Consider the following 24,245-nt stretch of genomic DNA (forward strand, 5'->3'; position numbering starts at 1 on the left):
AACAAAGAGTAAATCGCCCCTAGGACGAACCCGAGGGCAGTGCATGTTTGGCATTTATGCTGCGTTATAGCCTATTTGTGTGGAGTAACCACACTACATAGACTCTGCCTTGCCTAAAAACCAAACATACTACTGCAAATTAAACCTCGAAAGGTAAACAGGCCCCTTGTTGTGATCTAAATTACTGCTGCTTATGCAATTAAGCGTATACAGGTAGTTTTGCACAAATTGCTTTAACTTTTTCTTTAACTTGCGCTTGTACTGACTCATCGTTGATGTTGTCTAGTACGTCACAAATCCAGCCAGCAAGTTCTTTCGATTCAGCTTCTTTAAAGCCACGACGTGTAATTGCAGGTGAACCAATACGTAAACCAGAAGTAACAAACGGTGAGCGAGGATCGTTTGGTACAGAGTTTTTGTTCACAGTAATGTTTGCATTGCCAAGCGCTGCGTCTGCATCTTTACCTGTGATATCTTTATCGATTAAATCAAGTAAGAATAAGTGGTTTTCTGTTTTATCAGATACGATTTTGTAACCGCGCTCTTGCATAACAGCAACCATAGCTTGAGCATTTTTAACTACTTGTGCTTGGTATGTTTTAAATTCTGGTTGTAGAGCTTCTTTAAATGCCACTGCTTTTGCAGCAATAATGTGACATAAAGGACCACCTTGGCCACCTGGGAACACAGCGCTGTTAAGCTTTTTGTAAATTGCTTCGTCGCCACAAGCAGAAATAATTAAACCACCACGAGGGCCTGCTAATGTTTTGTGTGTTGTTGTTGTTACAACATGCGCATGAGGTACTGGGCTTGGGTAAACACCCGCCGCAATTAAACCGGCAACGTGAGCCATATCAACGAATAAGTAAGCACCTACTTTATCAGCAATCTCACGGAATTTAGCCCAATCAACAATACCTGAGTACGCAGAAAAACCACCAATAATCATTTTTGGTTTGTGCTCAAGTGCTAGCGCTTCTACCTGTGCGTAGTCAATTTCGCCAGTTGCTTCGTCTAGCCCGTACTGGATTGCATTGTATAGCTTACCTGAGAAGCTTACGTGTGAACCGTGCGTTAAGTGACCACCATGAGCTAAGCTCATACCAAGTACAGTGTCGCCCGCTTCTAATAATGCTAAGAAAACAGCTGCATTTGCTTGAGAACCCGCATGTGGCTGAACGTTTGCATAGTCAGAACCAAATAGCTCGTTAGCACGATCAATTGCAAGTTGTTCAACAACGTCTACGTGCTCACAACCGCCATAGTAACGTTTGCCCGGGTAACCTTCTGCGTATTTGTTTGTAAGCTGTGAACCCTGTGCTTCTAGTACGCGTGGGCTACAGTAGTTTTCTGATGCGATTAATTCAATGTGCTCTTCTTGGCGAGCAGTTTCTTTGTTTATCGCGTCAAATAACTCTGGATCAAAATCCGAAATATTCATGCTACGTTCTAACATTGGGGTCTCCTAGGGCAACGTGTATGGTGTTTTTTAGAGGCTTTATTGTACGCTTTAAACGACTCTTTGCCTACGCTCTTAAGTTGAGGATATTTAAACAGGGATTGAATCTATTTCACAGCGTTTTTAAGATGATATTTTTTTATAAATGCATTAATAATTTAAATGATTTTTATTTTTTACATTTAATTAGTTAATGATAAATACTTTATTTAGCGCGTTCAAAATACAAAAAAAGCGGCCAAAGCCGCTTTTTTAACGCTAGGTTAGTTAGCCTAACTTAGCGAGTATTTCAGTGCGTAACGCTTCATAATCAGGGTTAATGTCGCTTGCTAAACAAGGTTTAGCAAGTGCGTCGCTAAGTGGTTTTGGCATATCAAGTTCAATATTTAGAATCTCTTCTACGCTATCTTTAAACTTAGCAGGGTGAGCAGTTGCTAAAAAGATACCTGCTGCGCCGGGTGCTTTATTCTCTACAAGACCTTGGTATGCAATGGCGGTATGCGGCTCTGCAACATAACCAGTTTGTTGAATATTTTTCATCACTGCTTGCGTATTTTCTTCGCTCACACTGGTTGAGTAAAAATTATCGTAGCTAAACCAGTTATTATCTAACATTGTTTGCACACGTGGCCAGTTATTTGGCTTGCTCACATCCATCGCATTTGAAAGCGACTCAAGTGTGGCATTTGGCGCCCAATTTTTATCAAGCATGTAACGTGGCACGGTGTCGTTTTGATTTGTAGTCGCGCTTAGTTTTCCCACCGGCAAACCAATTACAGCACCAATCATGGCGGCACATACATTGCCAAAGTTACCACTAGGGACCGAAATATGCGCTGTAGCACGCTTTTCTTTTGGTAGCTGAGCAATGGCTTCAAAGTAATAACATACTTGTGCCACTAGGCGGCTAATGTTGATTGAGTTAGCTGAATTAAGGCCAAGTGTAGATTTAACTTCGTCATCTAAAAACGACTTTTTAACCAGCTCTTGGCAATCATCAAAACTGCCATCAACCGCGTAACAGTGAATATTGTTCCCAAGCGTAGTAAATAGCTTTTGCTGAGCAAGCGAAATTTTGCCTTTAGGGTATAGAATAACCACATCTATGTTTGGCTTGTTGTAAAATGCATGCGCTACAGCAGCGCCAGTATCGCCAGAGGTTGCCGTTAAAATCGTGACTTTTTCGCCTTGATTAAACTGTGCTAAACACTCAGCCATAAAGCGCCCGCCAAAGTCTTTAAACGCAAGCGTAGGGCCATGAAAAAGCTCTAAACAATAGTTATTGTCTTCAACCTCTACCAATTTTACGGGGAAGTTAAATGCATTTTTAACCATTTGAGCAACGGTATCAGCGGGTAATTCATCACCAATAAGGTGCGATAAAATTTTGCTACTGCGGGTAACAAAGTCCATATCTAATAACGCATCTACATCAGCGAGTGGCGCTAAGCTTTCAGGGAAAAATACCCCCTGATTGCGCCCAAGCCCTGTTTTTACCGCTTCAACAAACGACACTTTTTGAGAATTTTCTTTTAAATTATGTAATTGCATAAATGCCTATCCTATAAAACTGTTAATTGACGCGTGCCGTCGTTATCTAATTTACAAATGTGGCAAAAGCCCTGCTCATTTATATAGTTTTGCGCTAACCACTGCGCACATTTTTCAGCAGCTTCTAATGTTTTACACACTGTAAATAACGTAGGGCCTGCACCTGAAATACTGACAATTTCTGCACCAAGCGCTGGCAAATTTGCTTTCGCTTCGCTAAACCCTGTTATTAGCGGTGCTCGGTACGGCTCTGCTATATCGTCTTGCATAATGCTCAGTGCATCATCAAAACGCTGCGTTAATAACAAGCTGCTAAATGCCGATAAACGCTGTGCAAACTCAACCCCTGCATGCATGCTTAGCTCTTTAGGTAATACCGAGCGCGCCTTTGCGGTATTAAGCGAAAACCCAGGAAACGCCGCTACGTAGTACCAGTTTTCATCAACTGGTAGAGCAATTGACTTATCAGGAATTAAATCGCCTGTAAGCTGTAACCCCCCTAAATAACACGGGGTGATGTTGTCATAATGACGCCCGCCACTGACTATCGCTTCAAAATCAGCCATTAATTCAATCAGCTCAACTTGGCTTAAATTGGTTTGAGCAAACTTATCAAGCGCAGCAAAGGTTGCTACCACCGAGCACGCACTCGAACCTAGCCCTGAGCCAATTGGTAAGTTCTTTTTAAGCTCTAATTTTACACTTGGCATATCTGGCGCAACGTGCGCTCTAAAATGCACTAAACATTGATATGCTAGGTTTTCGCTCGCATCGTTTGGTAACTTATGCGCATATTCGCCAGAGCAAACAAACTCATCACTTGCTGCGGCGCTTACTACGGCTACATCACCTAATAAGCTGCCATCAATAGGCGCAAGCGCTGCGCCAAGTGCATCAAAGCCCACTGCAAAATTACCTATAGACGCCGGAGCATATACTTCTATCATAATGCTCTCCTAGCGCGATAACGTTTTTAATACGTCGGCAAATACGCCTGCAGCGGTTACTGCAGAGCCTGCACCGTAACCACGAATTACAAACGGGCGTGGTTGATAATACTGGCTTAAAATAGCTAATGCGTTTTCACCATCACGAATAACATTTAATGCATGCGATGAATCGACCGCTTCAATGCCTACTTTACAGTGGCCTTCTTTAATTGTACCTACATAACGCAGTACCTTGCCCTCTGCCGCCGCACTTTGAATACGGTCGTTAAACTCAGCATCTAAACTTGGCAGTTTAGCCATAAATTCATCTACGCTGTCGCCTTGTGCAAAACCTTGAGGCAATACTGACTCTACTTCTATATCGCTAAGCTCTAATTTCATGCCGGCTTCGCGAGCAATAATAAGTAATTTACGTGCTACATCGGTACCCGATAAATCATCGCGTGGGTCTGGCTCTGTAAAACCGCTTTCTTTTGCTTTAATAGTTGCCTCAGAAAGTGATAAACCATCTTCTAGTGCACCAAACATGTACGACAGTGAGCCTGATAAAATACCGCTAAACTCAAGTAACTCATCACCTGCACCAAATAACGACTGTAGGTTATCGATTACCGGTAAGCCTGCACCTACGTTTGTTTCGTATAAAAACTTGCGGTTATTTTTTTGTGTTGCTGCAATTAAGTCTTGGTAATAATCGTACGAGCTGGTTGTTGCTTTTTTATTAGCGGCAACCACATGGAAGCCCGCATTTAAAAAATCCACATACTGAGCTGCTAGCGCATCAGAAGACGTACAATCTACAAGCACAGGGTTTACTAAGTGATTTTGTTTTACAAACTGCTCAACTAAATTTAAATCAAACGCTTGCTCTGATGCTGCAAGCTTTTGCTGCCAGTCATCAAATGCAATACCTTCGCTGTCTAAATGCAATTGACGAGAATTAGCAACGCCATATAGGTTTAACTTAATATTACGTTTTTCAAGCCACGCTTGCTGGCGCTCTAACTGAGAAATAAGCTCTTGGCCTACTAAGCCACAGCCAAGTAAAAATACGTCAATTGAAGGGACGTGCGTAAAAAAGTTTTCATGGCATATTTTCACTGCATCGTTACACAGCTCGCCATCAATAACCGCCGAAATAGCACTTTCTGTAGAATCCTGCGCAATGGCTACAATGTTTACTTGGGCCTGTGCAAGAGAAGCAAAAAACTGTGCTGCTAAACCTTTGTGTGCGCGCATGTTATCGCCCACTAAAGTAACAATGGCAAGATTACGTTGTACTTGCACTGGCTCAATTAAGCCTGCTTGTAATTCAAGTTCAAATGCACTTTGCAAGGCTTCTAGCGCGAGCGCTAAATCGCTTTCGTGCACACAAAAGCTAATGCTAAATTCACACGATGATTGAGTAATTAATACTATCGATACGTTATCGTGCGCAAGGGCATTAAATACCTTAGAGGCCATGCCCACTTTACCTTTCATGCCAGGGCCTGACACGGTAAGCATTGCTAAGTCTTGCAAGCTAGAAAGCGCTTTTACTGGCTCATCAGATGAATAGTCGTTACCAATTAATGACCCTTGAGCATCTGGGTTATGGGTATTTTTAATTTCGCACGGTACGCCCGCTTTCGCGCACGGTAAAATGGTTTTAGGGTGAAGTACTTTAGCGCCAAAGTAAGAAAGCTCCATCGCTTCTTTATAAGATAAGAAATCAACTTTAGTTGCTTTTTTGATGTAGCGCGGATCAGCACTGTACACACCATCTACGTCAGTCCAAATTTGGCAAATTTCAGCATCTAAACATGCCGCTGCAATAGCTGCTGAGTAATCAGAGCCATTACGACCAAGTGTAGTAAGTTCGCCTTGCTCGTTGCTTGCTGTAAAGCCTGGCATAATGTAAATGGTGGCTGGGTTTTCTTTAAGTACTGCTTGAAAGCGTGCTTTACTCGTTACTAAATCAGCCTCAGCATCAATGTAGCCACCACTAGAGGCAACACAACGCGTTGCTTCAAGGTATTGTGCATTGTGCGAGCTTAATAAACTTTGCATTAGCGATACGCTAACACGCTCACCAAAACTAATTACAAAAGCACGAATTTGATCTGGGCAGCACTTAATAAGCGCCACACCATCTAGCTTATTTTTAAGCTCATTAAAATCTGGCCAGTTTGTTACTTCGCCACTGCTTTTTTCTACTTCTGCTTTTAATGTCTCGCATCGGCTTAGTAAAGCTTGCCATTGCTGAGAAAAATCTTGACCTTGCTCAGCGGCACTGGCCAGCGCAACTAATGAATCAGTCATACCTCCGGGTGCAGAAAGTACCAGTAACATTTCATCTTTTAACTGTGCTTTTACCAGCAAAGCTACTTGTTGCAAACAGGCAAAGTCGGCAAGCGAAGAGCCTCCAAATTTTAAAACGCGCATTATTTATGTTCCTCATCCCATAAAACGAAAAAAGGCCTGTGTTCTTAGTGAACACAGGCCTTTAAATTTGTTGCACCGACCTATGCCACTATCCAGTAAGAATGGTGGTTGTAATAATAATGGTCAGTGCGCGATTAATTGTTTTCATAGAGCTAAGACTGCCTTAACAAAGGCTATGCTGTCAACCCCAAATTAAAAGATAAAACAGCCTTTTTAAACATGAAAAAACCTAATGAATGCCAAATTTATGCAAAACTTCACTTAAGGCTGATTTATTAATAGGTTTATTTATAAAGTCGATGGCACCAAGCTGCGCGACTTTTTGCTTCATTTGTTGTTGTATATCAGCGGAGATCACCAGTACAAAACACTCAATTTTTTCTGCCTTAATGCGCTCCAGCACTTGTACACCGTCAACTTCTGGCATGGTTAAGTCTAAACACAAAAGATCAAATTGCTGCAAGCGTAAAAGCGCCAGCGCATCGGCCCCGTTTGCGGCTTGTTGAATGTCGGCACTCACGCACTCATTTAAACAACGCACAACTTGTTTGCGTGCAACAGTGGAGTCATCACACACTAATATAGAAAATTTCATCATGTTAACTACTAAAATAACCTTCTAAAAATTATAAAAACGAGCCGTCCGTTGGTTTTTGCTATTTTAACACGTTCCTAAAACTCTAACACTTTGCTTGTTCGCATAATGTAATACTGTAACCTTACAATAAAACGTTAAATATTATTGATAATTGCTCTAGTTGCCTATTAAAAATCATCGTTTTTGAAATCTCAGTAGCCATTAAAATTAATTTAAATCAGTTTAGTGCACTATTATTAAAACAAAACGACTCAATAGCTGGGCTATCTCTTTAAAATATAAATTTTTTATTTATTTTTAAGGTTTTATTGACTAACTTTTAAGTTAGAAATTGCAACTTAGATATAATTACACCGGATGAGTAAATCCCATATGTTACAAAAAAGCCTTTCTAAGAAATTGTTAACTAATGTTTTATCAGTGTATTTTTTGCTTACCTTTGTGGTGACATGTGGACAGGTGCTTGCAGAATTTGTAAATACTAAAGACTACATTCGTGATGAGCTAAGTACGCTGCAAAAAACCTTTAGCCGAAGCTTAACACGCGCAATTTGGGAACTAAATACAAAGCAAACAATTACGACCGCAGAAGGCTTACTTGCTATACCTATGGTGGAGGGCATTATAGTGCGCGACGACAGCGGTGAAATTATTTCGCAGCTGGGGCGCTCTCTTGATATACACAAACTTTATAACCAACAACTCGTACAAGAGGAAGTCATTATAGAGGACACCAAATCGGGTCTCTTTGGTTATACCTTCCCCCTAATTTTTGAATTTTCGGGACGCGCTACTCAAGTAGGTGATGTGACCTTGTTCTCTAGCCGCGATGTGGTATTTAGCCGAATAATGGTATCTATTTACTTTTTAATTGGTAACGCCATGATCAAAACCACCTTTTTGATCATTCTGTTTTTAATGGCATTTAGAAAGCTGCTCACCGACCCTTTAAACGAGTTAACCGATCAAATAGAAAACTTAGAGCTTGATGACTTAGAAGGTCAACACATAGACATTGAAACCGAAGAGCATAACGAGCTAAACGTTATGGAGCAGTCTTTTAATAACTTAATAGATAAAGTAGTTCAATACAGAAAAGAGCTTGAGCACACCCAACGTGAGTTGATTGTTAGTAACGAAAAGCTCGACCAGCACAATATACAGCTTGAACAAGATGTTGCCCGTAAAACGTCAAACTTAAGCCAAGCTATGATGGATTTACAACAGCAAAAGTACGAACTAGAAAAACAAAAGCTGGTACTAACCGAAGAAGTTGATTTACGCAGACATACCGAAGAAGAATTATTAACTAAACAAAAAGAGCTTGAACGCTACCTAGACGAGCTAAGCCTTGCTCAAGAGCGCTTAGTAGGCACCGAAAAAATGGCTGCACTAGGCGGATTAGTCGCCGGTATTACACACGACATAAACACACCTATTGGTATTGGTGTAACCGCTATATCGTTTTTACAAGAGCGTTTAAACACGTTAGAAAATGCCTACAAAGAAAAAAAGTTATCGCCCAAAGCATTAGAAGAATTTATAAACGAAGCTAAGCAAAGCACAAGCTTGCTTACGACCAACCTTGATAGAGCCTCTGAGCTTATTGCCAGCTTTAAACAAATAGCGGTAGACCAAGCCAGTGAAGCTGTAAGAACAATTAACTTTAAAGATTATTTAAACGAAGTAATTTTATCGCTCCACCCTAAACTAAAAAAAACCAAGCACACCATAAACTTACAGTGTCCGGATGATTTAGTTCTTAACCTGCCTGCAGGGGCAATTAGCCAAATTTTTACTAACTTAATTATGAACTCAATTATTCATGGTTTTGATAATATTGAGCAGGGCAATATTGATATAAATATTAGCGCCGATGACACACTCCTTATTATTGACTACACCGATAACGGCAATGGCGTAACAAAAGAGCAATTAGCCAAATTGTTTGACCCATTTTTTACGACAAAACGCGACCAAGGCGGCAGTGGGTTAGGCACACACATAACCTTTAACTTAGTTAAGCAAACACTTAGCGGCTCAATAGAGGCGAGCAGTGAGCCTGGCAAAGGGCTTCATTACCATATTGAATTTCCTAAAAACATGCCAAAGCCATTATTTAATCAATAACGGCTTTGCTTAAAATCAGCCATTTCGAGAACCCCATTTTATTGCTATGATTGAGCAAATTTAAAAGATGGAAAAGTTACCTTATGTGGTTTAGTAACCTGATTTGTTATCGCTTTAAGCAAGATGTTTCGTACACTCAAGAAGAGTTTGAAAAAGCGTTAGAACAAGATGTATTTCGCCCTTGTGGCTCTCAAGACCTTTCTACATTTGGTTGGACAAAAGCATTTGGTAAGCATGGTGACTCGCTGGCGCATTTTTCACAAAAAAGCATTTTAGTGTGTGCCAAACGTGAAGAAAAAGTGCTGCCTGCATCTGTTGTTAATGAAATGGTTGCCGAAAAAGTAGATCAAATAGAAGCGGAAGAAAACCGCCCTGTTAAAAAGAAAGAAAAAGACGAGTTAAAAGAAAACATTTTAACTACCTTATTACCTCAAGCGTTTAAAAAATCGAGCCTACAGTTTGCTTTTATTGACCAAGAAAACGGTTGGGTTGTAGTAAACAGCGGCAGTTTTAATAAAGCAGAAGAGCTACTTGCATTGCTGCGTAAGTCTCTGGGCACATTACCGGTAGTACCTGCTTTTGCAAACTACGACCTAGATGTATTTTTAACTGATTGGTTAACTAACTTCAGCACCCCTGAAAACTTTGCTATAGGCTTTGATGCTGAGCTAGAAGAAGCCGACGACAGTGGCGCGCAGGTTAAACTAAAAGGTCATGATTTATCGTGTGATGAAGTTAAATCGCACCTAGAAAATGGTAAACGCGTGACCAAACTTGCACTTGATTGGCAAGAACGCCTGAAGTTTATGCTGCAAAACGATGGCTCTATCAAGCGTTTAAGCTACTCAGAAACTTTAAAAGAAGAAAACGCCGATATTCCTAAAGAAGATATGGCGGTTAAATTAGATGCTGACTTTATTTTAGCTTCAGAAGAAATCAAGCTACTGCTTGAAGAGCTGACGGCCGGTTTAGGTGATGCAGAAGATTTATAAAACGCTAAAATTATAAGCGCTATTAAAACCAAAAAAAGCACGACTTAGTCGTGCTTTTTGCTTTTACTTTTTAACTGCTAATTAGCTAAATGTGTCTTTTACATTTTCAAGCATGTCGTTGTATTCGTCACTTGAAAATAGCTGCATAGAAGGAATAACGCCTTTATCTATGTAGGTTTGTAAAGCCGCTGATTTATCAGAAACCTGTAAAGTCCCCTCTAAAATAGCGCCAATACGAATAAAATCAACATAACCAATCTCTTCAGGGCGATACGTAGGGTCGGCCCAATGTCTAGCAACATTTACAAATTCAGGTGGAAACTCCCACGCTCCCATAATTGAGCCACCAATTTTACCACTGAGCTTTTGAATTGCATGTGCTAAAAAGCTTGGGTTAGCAAACACCTCTGGGTGGCGCTCAGCTTCGGTTAAAATAGGCAATACACCAATGTTATATACCAACGACGCCAGCGTAATAGAGTCACTATTTAACGATGTACGTTTATTATTTTGTAAATAAACCGCCATAAGCGTTATTGAATGCCCCGCCACATTTAGCGTTTTTTGCCACGCTTTACTCATGTAGCCTTTTATTAGCTCATTATTAGAAACAAACAGCTGCTCCATTGCCATTGCGGTTGCTATATTTTTAATTTGGCGTAAACCAATGCGAGTAACCGCTTGCTGTAAGTTAGACACTTTAACCACTCGGCCCATAATTGCACTGTTAGCCACTTTGATCATGCGCGCTGAAAGAGCCGGGTCTTGCCCAATCACATCTGACATTTGCATTAGGTTTACATCAGGGTTATCGGCCGCTTGGCGCACTTTAATTGCAACTTCAGGTAACGTAGGTAAAACCAAAGTGTCGTTATTGATTCTATCAACCAAAATCGTTAATAGTGCATTTTCTGTAGACATAGAACTGTCATCCTTTTGTTTCTGGGCCGCAATGCAACTGCTAACCTCGGATAAAATGAGTAATACAATGAGTATTATCTAACTTACCGATAAAGTTAAGAAAATTATATAAATTAATTGTTATTATCGCCTGTAGGCGCGGTACAACGCCAAACACTTGCTATTTACCATTTAGTTTTGCTTTAATGCAGTCACTATAAGGAAACGTTTGTACGCGCTAGCAATTATATTTAAGCGTACAAATAATTAAACTTACTTTTTTAACAGGCAATCAAATGATCTTAAACAAAATTAGCCAAGCAATTTTACTCTCAGGCGTCGTTTTTCTTAGTGCATGCTCAGAGCAAGCCCCCTCTTCGACCGAAGCCACAGGTGTAGAGCTTGCTCAAAAAAGTGCCGCGCAAGCTGGCCCAGATTTAATTAATATTGATAAACAACGTTTAGATATTTACACCGACTTTAGCCTAGAAGCCGACCTATCTCATTTAAGTGAGAATCAAAAAGCCATGGTTGCTAAGCTTATCGATGCCTCTAAAATTATGGACGAGCTATTTTGGAAGCAGGCTTTTGGCGATAATAAAGACGCTTTTTTAGCAAAGCTAAGTGATGAAAAAGTACGTAAATTTGCTGATATTAACTACGGCCCTTGGGATCGTTTAAATGGTGACGAGCCGTTTTTATCAGGCTACAAAGAAAAAGCCCTTGGCGCACAATTCTACCCTGCCGACATAACAAAAGAAGAGCTAAATAACGCCGACGTAGAAGATAAAAAAGGCCTTTATTCATTAATTAAACGTGATGAGCAAGGTAACCTTTACAGCGTGCCTTACTCAAAAGAATACGCTGAGGAGTTAGCTAAAGCAGCAGATTTATTACGTGAAGCCAGTAAGCTTGCCGATGATAAAGAATTTGCTAATTACTTAAACCTACGTGCTGATGCACTACAAAAAGATGATTTTCAGGGTTCTGACTTTGCCTGGATGGACATGAAAAATAACCCCGTTGATGTGGTTATTGGCCCAATTGAAACCTACGAAGATCAACTCTTCGGCTACCGCTCTGCTTATGAGTCGTATGTACTAATTAAAGATTTAAAATGGAGCGAGCGCCTAGCTAAGTTTGCGGCCTTTTTACCAGAGCTTCAAAAAGGTTTACCGGTAGATGCTAAATATAAGCAAGAAGTGCCAGGCTCAGACGCCGATTTAAATGCTTACGATGTGGTTTACTATGCAGGACACTCAAATGCGGGCAGCAAAACTATTGCCATTAACTTACCAAACGATGAGCAAGTACAGCTTGAAAAAGGCACTCGTCGCCTGCAGCTTAAAAACGCAATGCGTGCAAAATTTGATAAAATTTTAGTGCCAATTGCTGAGCAGTTAATTGTACCTGAGCAACGTAAGCATATTACCTTTAACGCCTTTTTTGCCAATACCATGTTTCACGAAGTGGCTCATGGCCTAGGTATTAAAAACACCATTACAAATAAAGGCACTGTGCGCCAATCATTACAAGAGCACGCCAGTGCACTTGAAGAAGGTAAAGCCGATATTTTAGGTTTATACATGGTTGAGCAGTTACTTAAAAAAGGCGAAATTACCGAAGGCACATTAGAAGATTACTACACCACCTTTATGGCGGGTATTTTCCGCTCAGTACGTTTTGGTGCATCAAGCGCACATGGTAAAGCAAACATGATCCGCTTTAACTTTTTTGCACAAGAAGGCGCTTTTTCTAAAAATGAAGAGGGTTTATACCGTGTAAATATGGAAAAAATGGGCGTGGCTATGGCTAAGCTGTCGCGCTTAATTTTAACATTACAAGGTGACGGCGATTACGAAAAAGTAGATCAACTAATTGCCACTCATGGCGATATTAAAGAAGAGCTTGCTAAAGACCTAGAAAAACTAAGCCAAGCGAATATTCCGGTTGATGTAACCTTTAAACAAGGTAAAGACGTGTTAGGCCTTAACTAACCCAACACGTAATACTTTGTAATAGTTTAATAAAGCGCTGTAGTTTATAACTGCAGCGCTTTTTTTAGCGCTATTATTTGCTCATCTGTGTATGGTTTTGCTGGAAACTTACCCCACACCGGTGCAGGCCACGCAGCATCAGTTGTAAAACGTGCAATATGATGAATATGTAATTGCGGCACCATATTACCCAAAGCGGCCACGTTTAATTTATCAGGGCTAAACACTTGCATAATAAGCTTGCTGAGTTTGGCCGACTCTTTTAAATATACAATTTGATCGGCATCAGATAAATCGATGATCTCTTTTAAATTAGGTTTTCTGGGTACCAATACAAACCAAGGGTATTGGCTGTCGTTAAGTAATAACACCTTACATAAAGGCCAATCTGCCAGTTCTATACAATCGCGCTTAAGCTCTGGGGCGAGTTCAAAAGTGTGGTTCGTCATCGTCACATCCTAGTTAGTCTTTAATAATGGCCACTTTATAGCATTTATTTGCAGTTGCACACGCTTAGCTTTACCATTTAATACAATATTTATAATAAGCTAAGGCAACCTTGTGCTAAAAAAAATAAAACACTTAACCCTCGCACTACCGCTAGCTGTTGGCGCACTAAGCGTACAAGCAAAACCATTATCGCTAGAGCGTATTTTTGATGATCCGAGCTTGTCGGGTAAAGCTCCCGTACAACTTAAGTTTTCACCAGACGGTAGCCGCGTAACTTACCTGCAAGGTAAAACCGATGACTACAACCGTTATGATTTATGGGAATACAACTTAAAAGATAACACCAACAGAATACTGGTTGATTCTGCAAAGCTATTTTCAGGCCCAGAAAACCTCTCTGATGAGGAAAAAGCACGCCGCGAACGCCAACGTATTTTTGGTAAAGGTATTTTAGAGTATAAATGGTCTAAAGACGGCAAAGCTCTGTTATTCCCACTCAATGGTGACCTGTATTATTACGAGCTTGCATCTGGTAAAAGTAAAAAACTTACCAATACAGAAGCGTTTGAAACCGATGCCCGTTTTTCTCCTAAAGGTAACTATGTATCGTTTATTCGCGAGCAAAACCTTTACGCTTTAGCACTTGATTCAGGTAAAGAAATACAACTGAGCAAAGATGGCGGCGGCGTTATTAAAAACGGCATGGCCGAATTTGTAGCACAAGAAGAAATGAGCCGGATGACTGGCTACTGGTGGGCTGGCGATGAATCTAAAATTGCATTCACTCGCGTAGATGAAACCCCAGTAAAAGAAGCCATCCGTAACGAAATTTATGCAGACGAAGTAAAGCTATTTAATCAACGTTACCCATTTACAGGCACCGACAACGTTGAAATACAACTGGGCGTGGTGTCTTTAAATAATCAAAACGTTGACTGGGTTGATTTAGGCGATGATAAAGACATTTACATTGCACGTGCTAAATGGCTAAAAGACAGCACTACCCTTTCGTATCAATGGCAAAATCGCTCACAACATAAGTTAGAACTACGTTTTTACAATAGCGATACTAAAACGCAAAAAGTAGCGCTAACAGAAAACAGCGATACGTGGATCAATTTAAACTTTGATCTGCATTTCTTAAAAGACAAAAAGCATTTTGTATGGGCTTCTGAGCGTGATGGTTTTAAACACCTTTATTTGTACCGCACTAACGGCCAGCTAATTCGACAAATCACCTCAGGAGACTGGGTTGTTGATAGCTTAAAAGGCGTGGATGAGAAAAAAGGCATAGTGTACTTTGCAGGACGTAAAGACACCCCGCTTGAAAGCCATTTATACAGCGCACCACTGTTTAAAAAAGGCAATATTAAGCGCATCACCGAACAAGGCCAATACCACAAAGTGGTAATGGCTAAAGACAGCAAAACGTTTATTGATAATAGCTCATCGGTAAACAAGCCTAACTCGGCGGCACTACGTAAAGTAAATGGCGAATTTATCACATGGCTTGAACAAAATAAGCTTGATGATAGCCACCCATTAACACCTTATTTAAGTGATTTAGCAACTCCAGAGTACGGCACAATTAAAGCAGAAGATGGCCAAGTAATGCATTACCGCTTGTTTAAACCAAGTAATATTGCAGACGGTAAAAAGCACCCAGTAATTGTTAATGTATATGGCGGCCCGCATGCACAACGCGTTACAAATAGCTGGCGCAGCAAAAACTTGTACTTTCAATACATGGCGCAACAAGGCTATGTTATTTTTCAGCTCGATAACCGAGGCTCATACAACCGTGGTAAAAAGTTTGAAGACGCTATTTACAAGCACTTAGGTGTTGTAGAAGTAGCTGATCAAATTAAAGGCGTTGAGTTTTTACGCACGCTTGATTACGTAGACCCACAACGCATTGGTATTTATGGCCACAGTTATGGCGGATACATGGCCCTAATGACCATGTTTAAAGCGGGCGATTACTTTCAAGCCGGTGTATCGGGAGCACCAGTTACTGACTGGGCACTTTACGACACCCATTACACTGAGCGCTACCTTGGTCATCCAAAAACCAATGCCAAAGGCTACGAAGACAGCGCCGTATTCCCATACGCTGATGGCTTAAAAGGCCCGTTAATGATTTACCATGGCATGGCCGATGACAACGTGTTGTTTACCCACGCCACTAAATTATTTAAACAACTACAAGATAACGAAAAACAGTTTGAAATGATGACCTACCCAGGCTCAAAACACAGCTTACGCGGTAAACAGGTGCAAACACATTTACACCAAACCATTACAAACTTCTTTAATCGACATTTTGATGTTAAATAATCATATGACGACTAAATAGACTAAAGGCTGATTGAAAAATCAGCCTTTTTTTTGTCTTAATAAGTTAGTAAGCCTAGATTAAACGCTTTTTTTAGCTACGCTTATTCTATGCGCTAAGGCGTACACTAATTGAGGACAAATTAATGCTTAACCTACGTAGTTTCAGTATTTTCCAGCGTTTTTTACTGTTAATAGCCATTGTTGTATTTGGCCTAATAGTACTTAGTATATCTAGCCTAACTCATCAATATAGCTCACTCAAAAACGAGCAATATCTAAAAACCCAAAATGTAGTAGAAACGGCATACAGTATTATTGAGCATTACCACCAGCTTGAACAAAACAATACACTCACACAAGCGCAGGCTCAATCACAAGCACTGGCCGCTATAAAAGCGCTGCGCTATGACAAAACAAATTACTTTTGGGTAAACAACTACCAGCCCCAAATGGTAATGCATCCAATAAAGCCTGCGCTTAACGGTAAAGACTTAAGTAATAATAAAGACCCCGATGGCAAAGCACTTTTTGTAGAAATGGTGAACATTGTAAAACAACAAAAAGAAGGTTTTATTCCTTATAAATGGCCAAAACCAGGAAAAGATCAGCCGGTAGACAAAGTTGCATTTGTAAAAGGCTTTAGCCCGTGGCAATGGATTATTGGCTCAGGCGTATACCTAGATTCAATAGATGAAGCATTTAGCGAGCAGCGTAATCTCATCATAATTAGCGCTTTAGTTATGATTATTGCTGTCATTTTATTAAGTTACTTTATTGGTAAAAGTATACTCACGCCTACTCGTCTTGCCGCAGACATGATGAAAAACATATCGCAAGGTGAAGGTGACTTAACACGTACGCTAAACGAATCGGGCAATGATGAAATATCAGAGCTGTCACGCTCTTTTAATTTATTTGTTTTAAAAATGCGCGAGTCGTTAGTACATGTATCGCACAGTGCAGATGATGTAAGCAGACACGCTCATACGGTGGATGAGTCAAGTAGAACAAGCCACTCCTTCATTGAGCTACAAAACGACAGTTCCACACAAGTAGCCGCCGCCATGGAGCAAATGACGCACCAAATTCATGATGTGAGTCGTAATGCCGAAGCCGCAGAACAAGCTGCCAATGATGCAGCGCACAATGCATCAACCGGTAAAAACGTGGTAGCGAATACCATTACCGCCATAGAAACACTCTCAAGTAATATAGAAACAGTGAGCCAAGTAACTGAAGATTTAGCAAACGAAAGTAACAATATAGGCTCTGTGCTTGATGTGATCAGAAGTATATCGGAGCAAACAAACTTACTTGCACTCAACGCTGCTATAGAGGCGGCTCGTGCAGGCGAGCACGGCAGAGGGTTTGCAGTTGTTGCCGATGAAGTGCGCACATTAGCCAGCAGAACCGGGCAAAGCACAGATGAAATTCAAGCCATGATCACTAAATTACAAGAAGGCGCTAAAGCGGCAGTAGAGGCGGTAAAATCAAGCCAAGCACTGTCGGTGACGACGGTAGAGCAGGTTTCATCTGCCGATACATCGCTCAATGAAATAGAAAGGCTGGTATCTATAATTACCGACATGAACAGCCAAATAGCCCGTGCCACTGAGCAGCAAACGCAAGCCGCTGACGAGGTTAATTTACGTATTAACGAGCTATCACAATCAACCGAGCAATCACTAAATAATACAAAGCAACTTACCGATGCCAGCGATAACCTTAAACAAAGTAGCCAAGGGCTTTCGAGCGTGGTTAATCGCTTTAAATTAAAATAATTTAAAAACAAAAGCCCTGAATTAACAGGGCTTTTTATTACATAAGCGTTTTTAGCTTATACCATTTCGCATAATTAAGTGATCTATTTTTAGGATGGAAAAACGTGTTGATGGCTAGGCAAAAAATTTGCTATTTAGTTGTTCTAAATGAGAATTTTTTAACACAGATAGCGACACGTTTAGCCCCGAAAAATGATTAAGTATTATTGCGGATTGGTATTACATACAGTAGCGTGCAAATAAGCTGGTTACTGATGCTGCGGTTGGCTTGCCGTGCTGCCAATCACCGCCTTCAACACCACTACCGGCAATGTCCATATGTACATAAGGAAGCGGCTGCTCAGAGTCGTTACCGTGTTTATCAAGCCCACCAACAACGGCTAAAAACGCCATAGGGAATTGATGCCCACGGGCTGTAACAGCAGAGGCCGCATTATTGCTTGATAAAACATCATCAGCGAGGGTACGTGGTTTGATAAAGTCGTAATCTTCACGGCGAGAGCGAGAAACCTCAGCTGCATCTGCCCATAAATCACCACAATCCGCTATTTGACGAGAGATATTAGCGCTACGTGCAGGTCCGTTTTCAACATACGCTCCGTAAGGGCCCATAGCACGTGCCGCATGCCCTGTAAGGGTTGCTACGGTGAACAATGTTGGGTTAACTTCACCTTTGGCTACATCTTTCATTTCGCTAAGTAGGTCACCCATAGCTAAACGCCCTTCTGCATCAGTGTTACCAATGCGTACACGTACGCCTTCACGGCTAGTGATAATTTCATCTGGTACAAAACAATCTGAGCCAATTGAATTACGAACAACAGCTAAGTAAGAAATAACTTTAACGCCTTTAGGTTGGTAATCTGCCACGGCTTTCATAAAGCCCGCAACGGATGCAGCCCCGCCTTTATCGCGGCTCATACCCGCCATGTAACCGCCTACTTTTAAATCGGCGCCGCCGGTATCGTAAACTAATCCTTTACCAACAAACATTAGCGTGCGCGTTACTTCACCTTCTGGCACGTACTCTAGCTTAACAACACGTGGGTGGTGGCGCTCAACCGCATAAGATGCGCGAGCAACGGTGCTAAGCATAGGGTAGTTTTTATCTATCGTGTTAATATCGTCAATCACATCAACCGCTACTTTAGAGCCTTTAAAAAGCTCAACACAGTAATCAGCAAAGCGTGGTGGCGCCATACGTTCAGGCTCAGTACCACATAAATCACGCGCCGCATATTGCCCTGCTGCAATTGCATTTACAGCTTTAACTGTTTGCTCATTTGCATCGATTAAACCTATTTGCGTAATAGGCTCAATACTTTCGCCATGGTATTCGCGCGCCTCTAAAGGTTGCCACAATGCTTGGCATGCGCCTAAATACGCCACTTCTAATGCATGCTGGTAACGCGCATCTGTATGTAATTTAGGTAAGTAAATAGCAGGGTTTACACTGCCCGCGGCTTTTGCTTCGTTAATCGCTAGCTTAGCGGCATCAAAGTAGCGTCTTACATCATCGTAATCGCGGTTAAGCGGCCCCGTAGGTGCTAAAACAACACGTACATTATCAACCACTAAAAACGTAACTTGTTTACCAATACGAGAATCTACTTTAGCGTGTGATTCGATAGCATCACTTAATGAGTTATTGGCTAATTGAGAAAAGTCATCACTAATTATAATAAGTGCATCGTGAGAAAATGAGTCAAAGCTTGCACTAAGTGATTGTGCAGCTATCGCTTGAGGATATGCCATAAGTAAAACTCCTGTTAGAAAACATAAGGGGCTATTATCGTTGATATAAAAACACAAAACCAGCCAACTGCGATCAGCTCATTTTAATCTGGCAACTTGGTTTTACAGCAAACTAAAGTGACTCCATGTTTTAAGAAGAAACTAACAACCACTATATAGTTTTTAGTAAAGGCAGCCCCTGCTTGCTCCACGTTTAAATTACTTTGCTAAAGCACTCTAAATTGCAAAAAAGCGTGTAGTTAATCAAGAATACTCAGTTGCAGATTTAAATTAGGTTCATTTTTAACACCCACTCCAATACCTAATAAACGCACTGGTTGCTGCATCCCGCGTTGATACGCCTTAGAGAGTAATTCAGTAAAAATAGCAGTATTTAATTGATGATGAGCTTGATCAGCAGAGGTAACAACAAAGTTTGCAAACTTCACTTTTACACTTAGCTTATTAATACGATTTTGCAGCTGTTGCTTATTAAGGCGCGCTGTTAGCTCTTCGAGTAATTTAGGTAACTGATCTAAACATTCTTGTAGGCTATTTTTATTGTATTCATAGGTGTGTTCAACACTAAGGGATTTACGGACTCGCTCAGTGGTTACTTTACCAATATATTCGCCAGCACATTTTTGATAAAGCGATACACCAAAATTCCCCACATGCTGCTGCATCCAATTAACGCCTTTCTCGCGAACGTCTTTACCTGTGTATAACCCCTTTAAATTAAGCTTTTCGAGGGTTACTTTGCCCACTCCAGGGATTTTACCCAGCGGTAAATTATTTAAAAACGCATCAACTTCATCCGGTAAAACCACAAATTGGCCATTGGGTTTATTTTCGTCACTGGCTATTTTGGCAATAAACTTAATGGGAGCAACTCCGGCAGAGGCAGTAAGGCCGGTATCATTATAAATATCTGCTCTAATTTGCTGAGCAATAAGCGTTGCGCTGCCTTTGCATGCAGTGCTGTTGGTTACATCTAGGTAAGCTTCATCAAGCGACAACGGCTCTATTTGGTCGGTATAGCGTTTAAATACAGCGCGTATTTGGTTAGAAATTTCTTTATAAACCGCCATGCGCCCAGGCACAATAACTAAATCGGGGCATAATTGCTTAGCGTGGTAGTTAGACATAGCCGAGCGAACACCATATTCGCGCGCTATATAATTTGCTGTAGATAGCACGCCACGACGGCTATTGCCACCAATCGCTAAAGGCACACTGGCAAGTTTGGGGTTATCGCGCATTTCAACCGCTGCATAAAAGCAGTCCATGTCGATATGAATAAACTTTTTCATTACCACATAACAACTGTTTATTTATACAGCCATTATTAAGGATTCACTTTCATTAAGCAAGTCCATTAAAGCCTGTTTAGCTTGCTAAAGTTAAAGCGCGACTAGGTGTAGCGCGTTAAGCCGTGCAAGCTTTAAACAGCTTTTTTAAAACGGCTGCTTAAAGCGCTTTGATTTTTTAAAGCAATGTAGCCAAAAAACAAACTCCAATAAAAACCCCGCAGCTAAAAGCATTATGCCGCCGGAGGCATTACCCATTGCATAGCAAGCAAAAGACGCTATAAAAACTAAACTGGCTAAAGCCCAATTAATTATATTTTGCATGTGTGTTCTCGTGTGTGTGTTGTCTGTGTTATTTAACTGTAGTCCTAAAAATAAATAGGTACAATCATCTTATAAAAAAACATGGCATTTATTGTCTTGAGCTACAAACACCATATTGATAACCTCATTCATTTAAAACTAAGAGTACACATACATGCAAAGGTTCAAAGATCAGCACCCTATTCATACCGATATCACCGTAGCATGGGCCGATATGGACGCCCTACAACATGTTAACAACGTGGTGTACTTGCGTTATTTTGAAATTGCGCGTATCGATTTTCTAAATAAAATAAATCAGTTTGATACGATAAAACCAGGTGGAATAGGCCCGGTCATTAGTGAAAACAATATTCGCTATAAACGTCCAGTAACCTTCCCAGATACCTTAACCGTAGGTATTACTATTTCAGATATAAAAAGCGACCGTTTTATGATGAATTACTCTGTATTTAGCCATGCTCAGCAAGCTATTACTACCACAGGCTATTCTCAAGTTGTTATGTTTGACTTTAAAACAGGACAAAAAGCGGCGATTTCAGAGCCATTACTATCGGCACTACACCAATTCGCTTAAGTAGGTTTATTGCGAATTGGTATTAATTATCCACTCTCAAGATCTTACATAATTTAAGGATTTTAAATGCAATACAGTCCGTTAGGCAGCAGCGGTGTTGATGTTTCTAGAGTATGCTTAGGCAGCATGACTTGGGGTAAACAAAATACCCAACAAGACGCCGATGAGCAAATAGCTTATGCCTTGGCACAAGGCGTTAATTTTATAGATACTGCCGAAATGTATGCCGTTCCTCCTTCACCAGAGACCTACGGTAAAACAGAGCAAATTATAGGTAACTGGCTAAGTCGCAATGCGCAAAAGCGCAGTGATATTGTATTGGCGAGTAAAATTGCAGGCAATGGCTTGTCGTGGGTACGAGATGGCGGCGATATAACACGCAGCGCTGTCATTGAGGCCGTAGATAACTCGCTTAAACGCCTACAAACCGACTACATAGATTTATACCAATTGCATTGGCCTAATCGCTCTACCCCACATTTTGGCAGGCAGTGGCCAGGTAAACTCACTTTTAGTGACGTAGATACTGAGCAACAACAGGCGGGTATGCTTGATATTTTAGAGGGCCTTGATGAGTGTGTTAAAGCCGGAAAAATAAAATATTGTGGCCTTTCAGATGACACCCCATGGGGCATTAGCCAATTTCTAAATTTAGCAAAAGCGCATAACTTACCGCGTATGGTGTCTATTCAGAACGAGTTTAGCCTAGCGCACGCTAAAGATTGGCCCTACTTAATTGAGCAGTGCATCCATGAAGACATTGCTTATTTACCTTGGTCGCCGCTTGCTGCTGGCCTGCTAACGGGTAAATACCTAAACGGCGCACGCCCAGCGGGATCGCGTTGGACATTTATGCAGCGCAATGGCATTTTTAGAGATACCCCTAACGCGCAAAAAGCCACGCAGCGTTATGTAGAGCTTGCACATGCAAGCGGCATAACCCCAGCCCAATTGGCACTTGCTTGGTGTAATCAAGTCGATGGCGTTACCTCATCAATTATTGGTGCGACCAGCATGGCCCAATTAAAAGAAGACATTGACGCATTTAGCATAACTTTAAGCGACGACACACTAACTGAAATTGGCACTATTTTTAAAGATTACCCGCAGCCATATTAAACCCAAATAATAGGCAGTTTTTTTACTGCCTTTTTCTCTCTTACATTTGAACATATACAAAGTAAAACTATACTAAAGTTACCTTAAAATGATTGTTTTTAGTGAGTTATGCTTAGAAATGTAATTTTATTCTTTGGTGTACTAGGTGGTTTAATGCGTTACGGGTACGCTGATAATACTCACCCAATTAAAGAAATTGTATGGTTACAAAGTTACACGCCCCCGTTTCATATGGATAAAGATTCGCATGCGCCGCAAGGTGGTATTTGCGACAATCTCACCGAGCAACTAATTAACAGCATTGATGATGTAAAACATACACGACTAATCGTGCCGCAAGAGCGAATTAATAAGCACTTAAATGAAGGCGATAATGTATGCTTTCCGTGTGTTATTCATAAAAAAACAGCCAATGGGGTGTTACAGTTTTCTACCCCCACCACGGTTTACCCGCCTTTTTCGGTTTTAACCACTCAAAAACTTGCTCCAGAAATACACGCTAAGCATGGCAGCCCTATTAAACTTATTCATTTATTGTCAGACGAGCAATATGTATATGGTCAAGCCGCGGCGCGCAAGTTTACTTCAAAAATTAATAAAATAATCGAAAACACCACGGTGTATCATAAAGCATCGCTAAGCTGGAGCAGCGAAAATGAAAGCCAAGCTGTTATTGCTCGCTTGAGCCGTGGCTTTTTAGATTACACAATAGACTACCCGTTTATGGGGGATTATTTTGTTAACCATAGTAAGTTTAAAAATATAGTCAGTTTGCCAATTGAAGAAGACCCTAGAGAGTTTGTTTTAGGGGCTATAGGGTGTGCAGTAAGAGCACCGAATGATTTTGCTACCAAGGCGCTTAATAAAATAAATAAAGCGCTACATAAGCAGGTATTACAATCGCCTGCTTATATAAATAGTCAGCGTTTTTGGTTAGAGCAAAGTTTTCCGCAGTTTACTAAGCATTACCAACAGCAAATACTTAATCCTATTGCGCCTGCCAGCTCTGCGATAACAAGCAGGTCGAATTAGCATACAAGCTTACTGTAAATACGCTGTTTGCAGGCACTTCCCCTACGCCTGCAGGCGTTCCTGTCATTATTACATCGCCATTTTCTAAGTGCATAAACTCATTAATTTCACTTAAAATATCTTTAGGCTTATGTATCATAAATTGCGTATCGCCTTGCTGAATAACGTTATCGTTAATTTTAAGCTCAAACGTAAACGCCTGCTCAGCATCCGCTATAGCGACAAAGGGCGTTAATAATACCGAGCCGTTAAACGCCTTGGCGCGCTCCCACGGTAACCCTTTATTTTTAAGCTTACTTTGCACAGTACGTTTAGTTAAATCTAACCCTAAACCTACACCTGCCAACTCATTATTTTTAATAACAAAACACAGCTCGGCTTCATAATGCAGCGTGTCGTTATTATGCGTAGTAAATAAGGTATCCGTTATGGCACTATTTGGTTTATTAAACAATACCATTTGATCTGGTAGCTCATTATTAAGCTCGGCAATATGCGCGGTGTAATTACGCCCAACACACACTATTTTCGAGGGCGTTAATATCTCACTTTCTAGTTTTATCGACTGCATAAAATAACT

18 protein-coding genes are annotated in these 24,245 nt (G+C 40.8%); 8 read left to right on the forward strand and 10 right to left on the reverse strand.

Features of this window, described 5'->3' with window-relative positions; genetic code table 11:
- Nucleotides 1-199: 199 nt before the first annotated feature.
- The 5 genes from glyA to B4F91_RS03480 all read right to left on the reverse strand — a co-directional run bounded on the left by glyA (nt 200) and on the right by B4F91_RS03480 (nt 6,982).
- Nucleotides 200-1,456, reverse strand: a complete 1,257-nt coding sequence (glyA, locus tag B4F91_RS03460; RefSeq protein ID WP_024031685.1) for a serine hydroxymethyltransferase — start codon at nt 1,454-1,456, stop codon at nt 200-202.
- 270 nt (nt 1,457-1,726) lie between these two features.
- Nucleotides 1,727-3,010, reverse strand: a complete 1,284-nt coding sequence (gene thrC / locus B4F91_RS03465) for a threonine synthase (protein WP_004586859.1) — start codon at nt 3,008-3,010, stop codon at nt 1,727-1,729.
- Nucleotides 3,011-3,021: 11 nt separating this feature from the next.
- On the reverse strand, nt 3,022-3,957 hold the full coding sequence (gene thrB / locus B4F91_RS03470; RefSeq protein WP_286937291.1) for a homoserine kinase: 936 nt from the start codon (nt 3,955-3,957) through the stop codon (nt 3,022-3,024).
- A 9-nt stretch (nt 3,958-3,966) separates the two neighbouring features.
- On the reverse strand, nt 3,967-6,384 hold the full coding sequence (gene thrA / locus B4F91_RS03475; protein WP_286937293.1) for a bifunctional aspartate kinase/homoserine dehydrogenase I: 2,418 nt from the start codon (nt 6,382-6,384) through the stop codon (nt 3,967-3,969).
- A gap of 229 nt (nt 6,385-6,613) precedes the next feature.
- Nucleotides 6,614-6,982, reverse strand: coding sequence for a response regulator (locus B4F91_RS03480; protein WP_024031682.1), 369 nt, complete (start codon nt 6,980-6,982; stop codon nt 6,614-6,616).
- Between the two features lie 372 nt (nt 6,983-7,354).
- Between B4F91_RS03480 and B4F91_RS03485 the strand changes: the two genes are divergently transcribed.
- Complete coding sequence (locus B4F91_RS03485) at nt 7,355-9,112, forward strand: ATP-binding protein (RefSeq protein ID WP_286937295.1); 1,758 nt, start codon at nt 7,355-7,357, stop codon at nt 9,110-9,112.
- 83 nt (nt 9,113-9,195) lie between these two features.
- Nucleotides 9,196-10,104 carry a recombination-associated protein RdgC gene (gene rdgC / locus B4F91_RS03490; RefSeq protein WP_004586854.1) on the forward strand — a complete coding sequence of 303 codons (909 nt, stop codon included), beginning with the start codon at nt 9,196-9,198 and terminating at the stop codon, nt 10,102-10,104.
- Between the two features lie 81 nt (nt 10,105-10,185).
- Here the strand turns inward: rdgC and B4F91_RS03495 are convergent, their stop codons facing one another.
- Nucleotides 10,186-11,025, reverse strand: coding sequence for an HDOD domain-containing protein (locus tag B4F91_RS03495; RefSeq protein WP_286937297.1), 840 nt, complete (start codon nt 11,023-11,025; stop codon nt 10,186-10,188).
- Between the two features lie 275 nt (nt 11,026-11,300).
- Between B4F91_RS03495 and B4F91_RS03500 the strand changes: the two genes are divergently transcribed.
- The gene (locus tag B4F91_RS03500; RefSeq protein ID WP_055254716.1) at nt 11,301-13,001 is read left to right on the forward strand and encodes a dipeptidyl-peptidase 3 family protein; all 1,701 of its coding nucleotides are present in this window, start codon (nt 11,301-11,303) and stop codon (nt 12,999-13,001) included.
- A gap of 44 nt (nt 13,002-13,045) precedes the next feature.
- Here the strand turns inward: B4F91_RS03500 and B4F91_RS03505 are convergent, their stop codons facing one another.
- Nucleotides 13,046-13,450 carry an HIT domain-containing protein gene (locus tag B4F91_RS03505; protein ID WP_004586851.1) on the reverse strand — a complete coding sequence of 135 codons (405 nt, stop codon included), beginning with the start codon at nt 13,448-13,450 and terminating at the stop codon, nt 13,046-13,048.
- A 112-nt stretch (nt 13,451-13,562) separates the two neighbouring features.
- Between B4F91_RS03505 and B4F91_RS03510 the strand changes: the two genes are divergently transcribed.
- Nucleotides 13,563-15,788 (forward strand): S9 family peptidase, encoded by a 2,226-nt coding sequence (locus tag B4F91_RS03510; RefSeq protein WP_004586850.1) that lies wholly within the window; start codon nt 13,563-13,565, stop codon nt 15,786-15,788.
- A gap of 143 nt (nt 15,789-15,931) precedes the next feature.
- The gene (locus B4F91_RS03515; protein ID WP_096740060.1) at nt 15,932-17,569 is read left to right on the forward strand and encodes a methyl-accepting chemotaxis protein; all 1,638 of its coding nucleotides are present in this window, start codon (nt 15,932-15,934) and stop codon (nt 17,567-17,569) included.
- 219 nt (nt 17,570-17,788) lie between these two features.
- Here the strand turns inward: B4F91_RS03515 and B4F91_RS03520 are convergent, their stop codons facing one another.
- Together B4F91_RS03520 and dinB are read right to left on the reverse strand one after the other, a co-directional pair.
- On the reverse strand, nt 17,789-19,324 hold the full coding sequence (locus B4F91_RS03520) for a M17 family metallopeptidase (RefSeq protein WP_064386332.1): 1,536 nt from the start codon (nt 19,322-19,324) through the stop codon (nt 17,789-17,791).
- A gap of 239 nt (nt 19,325-19,563) precedes the next feature.
- Complete coding sequence (gene dinB / locus B4F91_RS03525) at nt 19,564-20,616, reverse strand: DNA polymerase IV (RefSeq protein WP_024031675.1); 1,053 nt, start codon at nt 20,614-20,616, stop codon at nt 19,564-19,566.
- Nucleotides 20,617-21,091: 475 nt separating this feature from the next.
- On the opposite strand from dinB, the gene B4F91_RS03530 reads away from it, so the two are divergent.
- The 3 genes from B4F91_RS03530 (at nt 21,092) to B4F91_RS03540 (ending at nt 23,665) form a co-directional block, all read left to right on the forward strand.
- Entirely contained in the window at nt 21,092-21,514 is a 423-nt protein-coding gene (locus tag B4F91_RS03530) for an acyl-CoA thioesterase (protein ID WP_004588512.1), read from the forward strand.
- A gap of 66 nt (nt 21,515-21,580) precedes the next feature.
- On the forward strand, nt 21,581-22,633 hold the full coding sequence (locus B4F91_RS03535) for an aldo/keto reductase (protein WP_029774153.1): 1,053 nt from the start codon (nt 21,581-21,583) through the stop codon (nt 22,631-22,633).
- A 108-nt stretch (nt 22,634-22,741) separates the two neighbouring features.
- Complete coding sequence (locus B4F91_RS03540; protein ID WP_374275937.1) at nt 22,742-23,665, forward strand: ABC transporter substrate-binding protein; 924 nt, start codon at nt 22,742-22,744, stop codon at nt 23,663-23,665.
- Here the strand turns inward: B4F91_RS03540 and B4F91_RS03545 are convergent.
- Entirely contained in the window at nt 23,622-24,236 is a 615-nt protein-coding gene (locus B4F91_RS03545) for a fumarylacetoacetate hydrolase family protein (RefSeq protein ID WP_288635377.1), read from the reverse strand. The two genes, B4F91_RS03540 and B4F91_RS03545, sit on opposite strands and share 44 nt — an antisense overlap.
- Nucleotides 24,237-24,245 lie beyond the last annotated feature (9 nt).

Origin of the sequence: Pseudoalteromonas sp. UBA6610, assembly GCF_002433295.1 — a bacterium.
Lineage (GTDB): Bacteria > Pseudomonadota > Gammaproteobacteria > Enterobacterales > Alteromonadaceae > Pseudoalteromonas > Pseudoalteromonas atlantica.

Bases quoted from the DNA above. Each gene is read 5' to 3' on its own strand.
- B4F91_RS03520 (WP_064386332.1), bottom strand. From the start codon at position 19,324: ATGGCATATCCTCAAGCGATAGCTGCACAATCACTTAGTGCAAGCTTT.
- B4F91_RS03540 (WP_374275937.1), top strand. From the start codon at position 22,742: ATGCTTAGAAATGTAATTTTATTCTTTGGTGTACTAGGTGGTTTAATG.
- thrA (WP_286937293.1), bottom strand. From the start codon at position 6,384: ATGCGCGTTTTAAAATTTGGAGGCTCTTCGCTTGCCGACTTTGCCTGT.
- B4F91_RS03495 (WP_286937297.1), bottom strand. From the start codon at position 11,025: ATGTCTACAGAAAATGCACTATTAACGATTTTGGTTGATAGAATCAAT.
- B4F91_RS03500 (WP_055254716.1), top strand. From the start codon at position 11,301: ATGATCTTAAACAAAATTAGCCAAGCAATTTTACTCTCAGGCGTCGTT.
- B4F91_RS03535 (WP_029774153.1), top strand. From the start codon at position 21,581: ATGCAATACAGTCCGTTAGGCAGCAGCGGTGTTGATGTTTCTAGAGTA.
- B4F91_RS03505 (WP_004586851.1), bottom strand. From the start codon at position 13,450: ATGACGAACCACACTTTTGAACTCGCCCCAGAGCTTAAGCGCGATTGT.
- B4F91_RS03545 (WP_288635377.1), bottom strand. From the start codon at position 24,236: ATGCAGTCGATAAAACTAGAAAGTGAGATATTAACGCCCTCGAAAATA.
- B4F91_RS03480 (WP_024031682.1), bottom strand. From the start codon at position 6,982: ATGATGAAATTTTCTATATTAGTGTGTGATGACTCCACTGTTGCACGC.
- thrC (WP_004586859.1), bottom strand. From the start codon at position 3,010: ATGCAATTACATAATTTAAAAGAAAATTCTCAAAAAGTGTCGTTTGTT.
- thrB (WP_286937291.1), bottom strand. From the start codon at position 3,957: ATGATAGAAGTATATGCTCCGGCGTCTATAGGTAATTTTGCAGTGGGC.
- glyA (WP_024031685.1), bottom strand. From the start codon at position 1,456: ATGTTAGAACGTAGCATGAATATTTCGGATTTTGATCCAGAGTTATTT.
- dinB (WP_024031675.1), bottom strand. From the start codon at position 20,616: ATGAAAAAGTTTATTCATATCGACATGGACTGCTTTTATGCAGCGGTT.
- B4F91_RS03485 (WP_286937295.1), top strand. From the start codon at position 7,355: ATGTTACAAAAAAGCCTTTCTAAGAAATTGTTAACTAATGTTTTATCA.
- B4F91_RS03530 (WP_004588512.1), top strand. From the start codon at position 21,092: ATGCAAAGGTTCAAAGATCAGCACCCTATTCATACCGATATCACCGTA.
- B4F91_RS03515 (WP_096740060.1), top strand. From the start codon at position 15,932: ATGCTTAACCTACGTAGTTTCAGTATTTTCCAGCGTTTTTTACTGTTA.
- rdgC (WP_004586854.1), top strand. From the start codon at position 9,196: ATGTGGTTTAGTAACCTGATTTGTTATCGCTTTAAGCAAGATGTTTCG.